Source organism: Candidatus Angelobacter sp. (assembly GCA_035607015.1).
Classification (GTDB): Bacteria; Verrucomicrobiota; Verrucomicrobiia; order Limisphaerales; family AV2; genus AV2.
The window spans coordinates 1-11,156 of the sequence record DATNDF010000317.1; the positions used below are offsets into that span (position 1 = coordinate 1).

8 protein-coding genes are annotated in these 11,156 nt (G+C 59.3%); 3 read left to right on the forward strand and 5 right to left on the reverse strand.

The annotated features are described in order from the left end of the window. Window positions 1-158 precede the first annotated feature (158 nt). A complete protein-coding gene (locus VN887_12645) occupies window positions 159-584 on the reverse strand; it encodes a DUF5069 domain-containing protein (GenBank protein HXT40854.1) in 426 nt (141 codons plus the stop codon). Between the two features lie 136 nt (window positions 585-720). On the opposite strand from VN887_12645, the gene VN887_12650 reads away from it, so the two are divergent. Then, on the forward strand, window positions 721-2,124 hold the full coding sequence (locus VN887_12650) for an NAD(P)/FAD-dependent oxidoreductase (protein HXT40855.1): 1,404 nt from the start codon (window positions 721-723) through the stop codon (window positions 2,122-2,124). A 37-nt stretch (window positions 2,125-2,161) separates the two neighbouring features. On the opposite strand, the gene VN887_12655 is transcribed toward VN887_12650, so the two are convergent. Together VN887_12655 and VN887_12660 are read right to left on the reverse strand one after the other, a co-directional pair. Then, window positions 2,162-3,265, reverse strand: coding sequence for a Gfo/Idh/MocA family oxidoreductase (locus VN887_12655; protein HXT40856.1), 1,104 nt, complete (start codon window positions 3,263-3,265; stop codon window positions 2,162-2,164). 9 nt (window positions 3,266-3,274) lie between these two features. Further along, entirely contained in the window at window positions 3,275-4,030 is a 756-nt protein-coding gene (locus tag VN887_12660; GenBank protein ID HXT40857.1) for an NIPSNAP family protein, read from the reverse strand. A 107-nt stretch (window positions 4,031-4,137) separates the two neighbouring features. On the opposite strand from VN887_12660, the gene lpxI reads away from it, so the two are divergent. Both lpxI and VN887_12670 read left to right on the forward strand, forming a co-directional pair. Then, entirely contained in the window at window positions 4,138-4,962 is an 825-nt protein-coding gene (gene lpxI / locus VN887_12665) for a UDP-2,3-diacylglucosamine diphosphatase LpxI (protein HXT40858.1), read from the forward strand. 36 nt (window positions 4,963-4,998) lie between these two features. Next, entirely contained in the window at window positions 4,999-5,499 is a 501-nt protein-coding gene (locus VN887_12670) for a hypothetical protein (GenBank protein HXT40859.1), read from the forward strand. Window positions 5,500-5,642: 143 nt separating this feature from the next. Here VN887_12670 and VN887_12675 read toward each other — a convergent pair whose 3' ends face one another. Both VN887_12675 and VN887_12680 read right to left on the reverse strand, forming a co-directional pair. Continuing rightward, on the reverse strand, window positions 5,643-7,466 hold the full coding sequence (locus tag VN887_12675; protein ID HXT40860.1) for a response regulator: 1,824 nt from the start codon (window positions 7,464-7,466) through the stop codon (window positions 5,643-5,645). Continuing rightward, entirely contained in the window at window positions 7,453-10,794 is a 3,342-nt protein-coding gene (locus VN887_12680; protein HXT40861.1) for a two-component regulator propeller domain-containing protein, read from the reverse strand. The genes VN887_12675 and VN887_12680 overlap by 14 nt, the downstream gene beginning before the upstream one ends. Between the last annotated feature and the right edge of the window lie 362 nt (window positions 10,795-11,156).

Genomic DNA, 11,156 nt, shown 5'->3' on the forward strand with positions numbered 1-11,156 from the left:
TGAAATGTTCCAGCCAGTTACTGCCGAATTACGGGCTTTTTGTCATCCGGTTACCGGCTCGCTTGTTTTTGAGTAAAAGTGACCCGCCTCGAAAACGAGGGAGTTACCGCTACGCTAGTTTCGAACTTTATTGTCCGAGTACAACAACAGCGGCTGAATTAAATCCTCTTCTCGTCCGCGTCGATGAAGTCAACAAAGGTGTGTATGTCGTCGCGATCTGAAAGGCCGGCCTGCTCCTTGCGCATCCTGAGGCGGGCCTCCATTTCGGCGTCGCCCGGCCGAGGATAGTTGAGCATGGAGTCGGCGTGCGCGCGCTTGTCAGCGTCGCTTTTCTTCACGTTTTTCAGGACCCAGTCGCATACCTCGCCATCACAAATGGTGCCTCGAACCACCGATACGAACCGCTCCTGCGTCAGGCCGGCTGCCTTGAGCCACCGTTCGTCGAATCCCTTGCCGAGGTTGGGCTGATAATCCGGGTGCAGTTTGCCGGCGAGATGCAACCGAATCTTGTCGACGTAACGCGGCAGGTGCATCCAACCACACATGGTCTCCCGCGGACTGCGGGGATAGATAATCTCGCTCATGCGATGAATTGTTAAAAGCAAAAGTGGTTCTGTCAATCGAATGCCGCCACGCGCGGACGCCCGGTTCAGCACGGGTCCGGTTCGGATCATCCGACAAATCGTTTGACGGCTTGTGTCCGTGCTTCATCTTCATGCGATGCATCAATTCGATTTCGATGTCGCCGTGATCGGCGGCGGCAGCGGCGGTTACGCAGCAGCGCGTACCGCGTCAGGCGCAGGATTGAAAACCGCCGTCATTGAAGGCGGCAAAGAGGTGGGCGGACTCTGCATCCTGCGAGGTTGCATGCCGACGAAGGCGCTGCTCTACGCCGCCGAAGTCCGCCATCTCACCCAGTACGGCGGCATCTGGGGAATGAAGCCCGGCGAAGTCAGATTTGACTGGGGCGCGGTCATGGCGCGCAAGGACGGTCTCATCAAGGAATTCGCCGATGATCGGGCCCGGCAGCTGGGCAGCGGCAGATTCGAATTCATCCGCGCCAGCGCGCGCTTTGCCGGCGCTCACACAGTGGCGCTCGACAATGGTGGGACAGTCACCGCCGCGCATTTTGTCATCAGCACCGGCTCCGTTGTCGCCCGGGCTCCCCTGCCCCAGCTGGCCGCCGTGGGATACCTGACCAGCGACGACGCGCTCGCGCTCAGGAAACTCCCCGGTTCGATAATCGTTCTTGGCGGCGGCGCGGTGGCGGTCGAATTCGCACAGCTGTTCGCGCGCTTCGACGTCGATGTGACGCTTGTTCAACGCAGCCCGCATCTGCTGAAAGATTTCGACACCGATGCCGCCGCGGTCGTCGAAGCTGTTTTCCGCCGCGAAGGAATCAAGCTGTTCACCGACACGCGGCTCCTGGACGCCTATCGCGATGGCCGCTCCAAGGTGATCACGTTTACGCACAACGGCGCCAGGACGCAGGCGAAGGCGGAGGAGATTCTTTTCGCGCTGGGTCGCGCGCCGAACACCGCCACGCTTGCGCTCGACAAGGCGGGCGTGAAGACCGACCTGGGCCGGGTCGTCACGAACGACGCGATGCAATCGAGCGCGCCGCACATTTACGCCGCCGGCGACTGCACGGGACCGCACGAGATCGTGCATGTTGCAGTTCAGCAGGGCGAGATCGCCGCGCACAACATCGCGCATCCGAAAACGCCGCGCAGGATCGACCATCGATTACTGGTACACGTTGTGTTCACCGACCCGCAGATAGGAATCGTGGGACTGACCGAAAAGGAGGCGAAAGCGCGGAACATCCCCCATCTTGCGGCGAGTCATCCGTTCAGCGATCACGGCAAGTCGCTCATCATGGAAGCCAAGGATGGCTTTGTGAAACTGCTCGCGGACCCAAGGTCGGGCGAAATTCTGGGCGGCTGTTGCGTCGGACCGCTGGGCGGTGAACTCATTCACGAAATCATCATCGCGATGGCCAAACGCATGACCGTTCACGAGCTGGCGACGACGCCGCATTACCATCCCACCCTGGCGGAAATCTGGACGTATCCGGCGGAGGAACTGGCGGCAAGAATCCCCGCGGCGCCGGGACCGTCGTGAGCAAACTTCCGCTGTTTGCGACCAAGCGACCCTTTTCTTACGCCAGCTTCACCGGTTTGCCCGATTTAATGGACTCATAAGTGGCCATCAGGATGCGAATGTCGCGCAATCCTTCTTCTCCCGACACCCGGCTCGGCGTCCTGTTGAGAATGCACTGCGCGAAGTTGTCCATCTCGGCGGCGAACTGATCGATTTCCTGCACCTTGATTTCCTTGCCGTCGCTCCGCCGGCCGCCGATGCCCCCGTAACTATAGGCCGGGTCGAGTCCAAACCAGCCTTTCTCGGCATAGGCCGTGTAGCGGTTGATGCCGTTGACGAGATAGGTTGTGCTGCAATACGCAATGATGCCGCTGGGAAACTTGAGCTGCCACACGATGGATTCGTCCACCTCCTTGAACTTGACGGGATCGGTCTTGGTCTCCATCGCGGACACAACGGTCGGTTCCTCGCTGCTGATATAGCGCGTCGCCTGCAAGGCGTAAATGCCGACGTCCATGAGCGCGCCGCCGCCCGCCAGCGCGTGCCTGAGCCGCCACTGCGTGGGATCGCCGATGCGAAAGCCAAATCCGGCTTCAATGACTTTGATGCCGCCGAAAACCTTTTCGCGCGCCAGCCGCACGCACTCGACATTATTCGGCTCGAAGTGGCAACGATAGCCGACGGCAAGCTGGCGCCCGGCCTTTTTGCAGGCGTCGATCATCTCCTGGCATTTCCTGACCGATACCTCCATCGGCTTTTCGCTGAGGACATGTTTGCCCGCCCGCGCCGCTTCGATCGTGTATTGCGCGTGAAGTGCGTTGGGCGTGACAACATAAACAACGTCGATGTCCGGATTATCGGCGATCCGGTGCATCGTTTCATAGTTATAGATGTTTTTCTCGGGAATGTTGTATTGCGCCTTCCATTTCCCGGCCTTGGCGGGGGTGCCGGTAATGATTCCGGCCAGGCGGCAGAATTTCGTTTTTTGCAGGCCGGGCGCGATCTGGTTGGTACTCAAACTGCCGAGTCCGCACAGGGCGAAGCCGAGTTTTTTGTCGGAGGCTTGCGCGAGCGCGCGTGTCACCCTGGTGCTGATGAACGGCGCTGCCGCCGCCACCGCCATTGTTTGTTTGATAAACCTTCTGCGAGGTTGCGTTCCCATGGGTGCTCCTCATTTTGTCGGCGAATAATCAGTCGGCGTCATGAAGACCGATTCCACTTTTGTCGTAAGCGATCCGCCGGCCTTGTCCTCGGACGCTTTTTTCACGGCGACCCAGTCGGGATCCTCGCGAAACGCCTTCCACGATGCATCGGATGCGTCCTTGCTCTTGTGCGCGAGGATGTAGATCAGGGTGTCGCCGCCGCCCTTGTCCTGATCCAGGGGCGTCCAATAACCGAAATTGGTCATGCCATGCTTCGCGAACAGCTCGCAGGTGTGGGCGCGGAAACGCGCGTGCAGGTCCTCCAGCCTGCCGGGCGCGGCGGTGTAGGTGCGCAATTCGAAAAGGCGCGGCGCACCCGCCTTCACCTGTTTGATTTCCGGCGAGTAGTCTGTGGCGGCCATGAAATAGCGGTCCACCTTCGTAACAAGCCGGCCGTTCGCTTCGGACGCTTTCGCGACCTTCTGCCACTCGGGATCGGCACCGAATTCCTTCCACGCCTTGTTGGCGGCTTCGCGGCTCGGGTGCTCAAGCACGTAGATCAGCCTGTTGCCCGTGTTGTCCACGGGCATCCAGTAGCCGATGTTTTTCATGCCGTGCTTCTCGAAAATCCGCATCGTCGCGTTGCGGAAACGAGCGTTGAGATCGTCCAGCTTGCCGGGCGCGGCGTGGTAGATGCGGAGTTCGTAGCAACGTGTGTCGGCGGCCTGGCTGCCGACGGGGTTGATAATGAATGCGGTGAGAGCGAGCAGGACCGGGGTTTTCATGCGGGAAGTCTGTGCTCCAAACGCGACCAATTTCAAGCCCCAACAACGAAGGGTGCGGGCCGCTTCAAGCTGGCGCTGTGCGCTGTCTATCGTTTACCTTGGCATCCATGACCTCCACCAAGCGGGATGTTCTGGGTCTCATCGCGGGCAACCGCTCGCTGCCCCTGCTCTTCGCCCGGCAGGCGCGGAGGATGGGCGTCGCACGGCTCGTGGCGGTCGCGTTCGAGGGGGAGACAGATCCTGCGCTAGCGAAACTGGTCGATGACATCGTCTGGCTGAAAGTCGGCCAGCTTTCCAAAATGATCTCGGCCTTCACGACCCGCGGCGTGAAGCAATGCGTCATGGCCGGACAGATTGCCCCCAAAAACCTGTTCGATGTCCGGCCCGACCTGCGCGCGGTGGCCATGCTGCTCAAGTTGAAGGAAAAAAACGCACAAACGATTTTTGGGGCCATCGCGGACGAGCTGGGCAAGGACGGGATGAAATTGATTGAAGCGACACCGTGGTTGAAGCCGCTCATGCCGGGCGCTGGTTTTCACGTCGGCCCCCGGCTGACGAACGAGCAGCGGGAGGACATCGCTTTCGGATACCGGATCGCGAAGGAGGTTTCGCGGCTGGAGATTGGCCAGACGGTCGTCGTCAAGAACGGCACGGTCCTCGCCGCGGAAGGGTTTGAAGGGACCGACAGGTGTCTCGCGCGCGGCGGCGAACTGGCCGGCGAAGCCGGCGGCGCCGTGGCGGTGAAGGTCGCGCGGGAAAAGCACGACATGCGGTTCGACGTCCCGTGCATCGGAGCGACCACACTGGAGACCTGCGCAAATGCAGGCGTTGCCGTGCTCGCGCTGGAGGCCGGAAAAACCTTGCTGTTGGACGAAGAGGAAGTAAAACAACTCGCCGCGAAGCGAAAGGTGGCGCTGGTAACCGCGCCCTGACGCGCCCGCGAATCAGCGCACAACGCAGACTTGATCATGCTTACCGCCCACGAATTGATCGGATTCATGTCGCCGGGTCTGGCGGCGGAAATTCTTGAATACGCCCATTCTTCAGAGAAAGAACTTTACAAGGCGACACTCGCCGCCGTCGCGCAGGCACGCAAGGTCCGTCCGCTCTTTCTCGAACGCCAGCCGCGCGCCGAACGGCACAAAACGGTGCTCGCCACGTTGGCTCGTCCCGCGATGGAACTGGCTGCGGGAACCTTGTTGAGGGGCTGGTTGTTGAAAAAACACACGTTGCTGCTCGCGGACTTTCTCGACGCGCTCGGCGTGCCGCACAAGGACGGCGTGGTGGACGATCTGCCTGAAACGATGGACGACGCAAAACTTCATTCCGCGGTGGACAAGGTGCTGGCCGGACATCCCGCGGAGGTGGTCATCGTTTATCTGCACGCGTTTTATGAAATGAACGAGGCACGATGGCCGAATTTAAAAACGCTGCTGGAAACCGATCCGCGGCTGCAGTTCACGGGCTGACCGCCCGCCTCGTCTGCCCAAGTTGAAGGGGTCCTGAGCCCGGTCCTGACGGGACACGCGGCGTCGGCGGACACCGGAACGCGTCTTTTTTTGGTTCGGGATACCGGACAGGGTGATCGATGCCGCGTACGCGACGCCTTCGTTCATGGCCGATCTAACTTCTCCCGCACTGCTTCAGCCAACCTCTTCGGGTGGTAAGGCTTTTGGAGATATGTCACTCCCTCTCGCATCCTGAAAGTCGTTCCTTCCGTATCGATGCTGTATCCGCTGACATAGATGACTTTGAGCCCCGGCTTGCGCGCCAATAATTGCTTCGCAAGTTCCCGACCTGTCAGTCCATCCGGCATGATCATGTCAGTCAATAACAGGCCGACCTCCGCGGCGTGTGTTTCCCAAACCTTCAGCGCCTCGACACCCGACCCGGCTTCCAGCACACGATACCCATGCCGTTGCAAAATGATCCTGGTCATACCCCGCAGCGCTGCCTCGTCTTCAACCAATAAAATGGTTTCGGTTCCACCACGGACCCGCGCTTCCTCCGTTCCGGTCATGGCGGCGGGGAATGATTGCGGTATCGCGGGCAGAAAAACTTTGACCGCGGTCCCCACACCCACCTGGCTCTCCACTTCCAGCCATCCCTGATGCTGCTTTACGATCCCGAAAACCGTCGCCAGCCCGAGGCCGGTCCCTTTGCCGACGTCCTTGGTGGTAAAGAACGGCTCAAAAATGCGCGACCTAATCTCCGGGGTCATTCCGCAACCCGTGTCCCGCACCGTCAGCCGGACGAATTCGCCCGTGCGCGCCTCCGGATTGCCCCGGGCATAAACGGCGTCCGTGACAAGTCGTTCCGTGCTGATGATCAGCCGACCGCCTTTGGACATGGCGTCACGCGCGTTGACCGCGAGGTTCATCAGGACCTGCTCCATCATTCCCTCGTCCGCCTGAATCGAGGGGAGGTTGGAGGCAAAATCGCATTGCAGTTTGACGTCCTCCCCGATGATGCGGCCCAGCATCTTGGTCATGTTGGCGATGATCTCGTTCAAATCGAGCGCGCTCACCTGCATCTCCTTTTTGCGGCTGAAAGTGAGCAGTTGGCGTGTCAGATTGGCCGCCCGCTCTCCGGCCGAGTAAATCTGCTTCAACTGGTCCTGGACGTCGGCCTTGAGGTCTTCCTCCTCCATGAGCAGATTGGAGTAACCCATGATGACGCTGAGGATGTTGTTAAAATCATGCGCGACGCCCCCGGCCAGTTGGCCGAACGCTTCCATCTTCTGCGACTGAAGGAACTGGGCTTCCAATTTCCTGCGTTCTGTCACCTCGCGTTTGAGTTCTTCATATGCCTCCTCCACTTTCCGCCGGTTGCGAACCGAGTCCTCCATCATGTTCAGCAAGGCGATCTGTGACGCTTCCAGTTCCCGCGTTCGATCCTTTACCATCTGTTCGACGCTGGAGAGTCTGGTTTTGGATTCCCGCATCAACCGCCATTTTTCGGTCAGCGCATGTGCCAGCTGGATGACCTCGACGGGATCAAAGGGCTTTTTCAGGATAAGCAGGCGGTCGAGCGGATTGATCTTCTCATGCATCTCGCTCCAGGAACAGTCCGCATAGGCGGTGCAGATTACGATTTGAAGGTCGGGGCAGACTTCCCAGATTCGTTTCGTCGTTTCAATCCCGTCCCAGCCCGGAGGCATGCGGACATCCACAAAGGCCATGGCGTAAGGCCGGTTCTCCCGTAATGCCTCCTGAATCAGCGTCAGGCTCTCCTGCCCTTGGAACGCCGAATCGATTTCAAACCATGGTTCATCCGCGTGCGTGACCGATGCGCCAAACAGGCCGGCCTCAACCTCATCGAGGACAGATCGGCCGGGTGAAGCGGCATGGAAAATCTTTCGAAAATCCTGATGGATCGCCTGGTTGTCGTCGATCACCAGAATCCGCCGGTTCGAGATGTCTTCAGGATTCATCATGTTGCCGCCCCGAGGGTCGCAGGGGTAATTGCAAAGTGAACGTCGCGCCACGTCCGACGCCCTCGCTGTGCGCCTGCAGCGTGCCGCCCATTTCCCTTGCCGCGAGCGCTCCGCTGTGCAAACCAAATCCATGGCCATCCTTGCGCGTTGTGAATCCGTGGTTGAAGATGCGCGTAAGATTTTCAGCCGCGATACCGATGCCATTATCGATCACCGCGAGGCGCACGAAGTCGTCACCATTGGTCACGCGTACGGTCAGCCGTTTGTCTTTCCGCCCCGACTCGTCACACGCATACTTGGCGTTACGAATCAGGTTTACCAGAATTTGCAAGACCTTGTGCTTCTCGACGGTGATTTCCAATGAAGACAGGTTATAATCGCGAATGAGCCGAACGCCGTGGCGCACGAGCGCGACTGCGTTCATGCGCAGGGCGTCTTCGACGAGATCCGTGACCTTGTGGAGTTCGGCGACGTGGGCGACCGTGGCGTAGGTCTGTTGCATCGCCACGATTTCCTTGATGTGATCGATGTTCTCCCGCAGAAGTCCCAATTCATTCAGGTTTGAGTCCTGCTCGGCTGCCAGATGTTCGGCGAGCTGCTCCAGAAAGCCCGGCAGTTGTCTGCCTTTGGGATCACTGGTGACAAACGGGCCGAGATCCGACGCGTGTTCCTTCATGAGGGCCACCGCCCTGACCAGGCTCGGAATTCTGGATTGCTTCAGTTGGTCTGCGACGAGGGTTGCGGACACATTCACACTATTGAGCACGTTGCCGACATTGTGAAGGACGCTGGTTGCGACTTCCGCCATGCCGGCCTGGCGGGACGCGTCGATCAGCTGGCGATGAACGCGTTCGACTTCCAGTCCCATGCGCGTGCGCTCCTCGATTTCATTTTTAAGCGCGGCGTTGGCCTCCGCCAGATCCGCGGTGCGCTCTTTAACTCGGGTTTCCAGAAGATCGTGCGCCTCCTGCAAAGCGCGTTGCTTTCGGTTCAGGTGGCGAACTCGCCATCCATAACCACCGGCCAGAGCGCCAACGACGAACACGCCGCACAGCGAATAGAACCAGGCCGTTTGATACAAGTGGGGGAGCAACTGGATTTCCACGGAGTCACCCCGGGCATTCCAGATCCCGTCCTCGTTGGACGCGATAACTCGAAACCTGTACCGCCCCGGCTTGAGATTCGTGTAAAGGGCCAGGTGCCGGTTGCCGATTTCCGCCCAATCCCTATCGTAGCCCTCCAGCCGGCAACGAAACTGCACTTTTTGAGGCGCCACAAAGCTGGGTGCGGTGAAGTGGAACTCCAGTTCGCCCTTGCCCGGTTGCACAACCGCTTCTTCTCTGGTGTCGAACTCCATTCCGTTGGCACGGAGGCGGTCGAGATGCACCGGCGGCACTGACCGGTTGGTGGGCACATTTGACGGGTCAATCATGACGACACCCCGCGAACTGGGAAACCAAATCCGACCGTCTAACGTCATACATCCTGAATGTTCTTGGACGGTTTTGTCGGAGAGCTGGACGCAGTCCGGACCATCGTATGACGTGCATTCGACGTGATCGGTCCTTCCGTCGGCCAAATCATTCATGCTTTGCCGCGTGACTCGAAAGATTCCCCGGCCGGAGTCCACCCAAAGGTCGCCCAACTTGTCTGGAACGATTGCGTAAATATCGTTGTCGAGCAACCCGTTGTCCCGGTTAACGCAGCGGATACGGTTGTCCTTCAATCGCGCGATGCCGGTCATCATCGCCGCCCAAACGACGCCTTCGCTGTCTTCGCAAATCCAATCCACCCGCTGCTCGGAAAGGCCTTGCTCCGCCGTCCATTGCTGGAATGCTCCGTCCTTGACTCGACATATCCCGTTCACACTGGCGACCCAGATTACTCCGTCCCGACCCGCGCACATGTTTAGAATCCAATAGAGCGGAGGCGCTTCGCCGTTGTCGAATTCGTAGGGCTTGAAGTAATTCGTCCCGGCCCGGAACAGTGTTCCACCCACGGACACGATGACGCCCTGGGTATCTTCGGCCATGCCCACGATCATGTTCGTGGCTGAATGTGTCGCCACGACCTTGTTTCCAGAGAAGATGACAAGGTCTTTCTCGCCGCTGACCAGGTAAAGGTCTCCGTTGCGCGCTTCGTACGCGCGCTTGACGTAGGGGTTCGGCAACCCGGCTTTCGTCGAATAAGTCCGCGGCTTGCCCTCAAAATATGTAATCCCGGCGCTACTGCTCACCCACAGGCCGCCTTTTCGGGAGGCGCAGACAGCCAAAGCGTCAGTGACAGCCGGGTCCTCGGCCGCGGGTTGGGTCGGAAATTTGACATCCGTGAGCTGGCTTAATCCATCCTGCGTCCCGATCCAGAGGCTTCCCTCGTCGTCTTCGGCGATGGCCCTGACGCGATCATCCGCCAATCCATCAATCTTCCGAAAAGCACTGAACTCACCGTCGCGATAGCGCATCAATCCGTAACCGGTGGTCCCTATCCACAAGCCGCCTTGCCGGCCTCCCAGCAACGCAGCGACTTTCACGGTCAAGGCAGGGATTTCCTTGGGTCGAAGGGTCGGATCATAACACCGAAGTCCCGTTGCCGTGCCAACCCAGATCTGGCCGTCTGCATCTTCAGCAAAGGAAAACACAATCGTTGAGTCCAATGCGCTGTCGACGAGCTTCGTGGTCTTCCCCGCCTGCCAGTAGTAAACACCTTTCCGGTCGGTCCCAAACCAGATCCGGCCTCGAGAATCCTGATATCCGCACAAGATATTGACGGCAGTTTCGTCCGACGATCCGAATACCTGCTGATAAGTGCCATTCGGAGCCAGGCTGGATGCCTCGTGCTCGGCCGCAAACCATAGCGTGCCGTCCCTGCCTTCCATCACGGATCGAACGTTCATGTCCAGTTTTCCCAAGGCCGCGCTTTCGCGGAATGAAAATGCCCGTCCGTCATGGAAACCGAAGCCGCTGTGTTCCAAGCCGACCCACAAGCCACCCTTCTGTGCGCTCGCCAGGCTGGTCACTGCGCCCTTCCGCAGTTGCGCCACTTGTGCAAGATCGAAGAATTCGAATTTGTCCCCGTCAAAACGGACCAATCCCACCGACGTGCCCAGCCACAGGTAGCCGTCCCTGGTTTGCGTGATGGCGTTGATCCCATTGACGGGAAGTCCGTTCTGCCGGCTCCATGTCCGACAATTGTATTGAAGCACATTCTTGGCGGGATCAAGGGCGAATCCACGGGTAGGGAGCAAAAGGCCGAGAATCACTCCCGCTACAAGCAATCCGATGCGAGACCATCCGCGTTCTCTCAACAAATGGGCGGACGATGATTTCATTTCGACCTGTGAAAGCTGGGGCCGTGGGGCTGACCCGCGTCCCTTGAAAATCTCGCGTTCAGGAGGCGGACTCGAGGGGACGAGCCGCTGGCCGTCATAACGCGCGTCGGCGCGACTGTGCGATGTTGTTGAATCCCGCGACCCGCCCGGGGAACACTTCGGGATGCAGTTCTCGCGCCGGCTCGGCGCGTCCGTGCCGGTTGGCACGAAATGGCGTGCAACTCAATCATGCAATCGCTGGTGGACAGGCACGAAAGCGAACATGCTCGGACGCGCCGGCCGAGTCCGGTTTAAATGCCACAGAGTTGTCTTCATGATCGGGCCAGGGCTTTATCGCGGGGATCCAGAAAAGAGAGGTCATA

Excerpts from the sequence above, each read along its gene's own strand:
- VN887_12670 (HXT40859.1), top strand. The coding sequence starts at position 4,999 with ATGCTTACCGCCCACGAATTGATCGGATTCATGTCGCCGGGTCTGGCG.
- VN887_12650 (HXT40855.1), top strand. The coding sequence starts at position 721 with ATGCATCAATTCGATTTCGATGTCGCCGTGATCGGCGGCGGCAGCGGC.
- VN887_12655 (HXT40856.1), bottom strand. The coding sequence starts at position 3,265 with ATGGGAACGCAACCTCGCAGAAGGTTTATCAAACAAACAATGGCGGTG.
- VN887_12660 (HXT40857.1), bottom strand. The coding sequence starts at position 4,030 with ATGAAAACCCCGGTCCTGCTCGCTCTCACCGCATTCATTATCAACCCC.
- VN887_12675 (HXT40860.1), bottom strand. The coding sequence starts at position 7,466 with ATGATGAATCCTGAAGACATCTCGAACCGGCGGATTCTGGTGATCGAC.
- VN887_12645 (HXT40854.1), bottom strand. The coding sequence starts at position 584 with ATGAGCGAGATTATCTATCCCCGCAGTCCGCGGGAGACCATGTGTGGT.
- lpxI (HXT40858.1), top strand. The coding sequence starts at position 4,138 with ATGACCTCCACCAAGCGGGATGTTCTGGGTCTCATCGCGGGCAACCGC.
- VN887_12680 (HXT40861.1), bottom strand. The coding sequence starts at position 10,794 with ATGAAATCATCGTCCGCCCATTTGTTGAGAGAACGCGGATGGTCTCGC.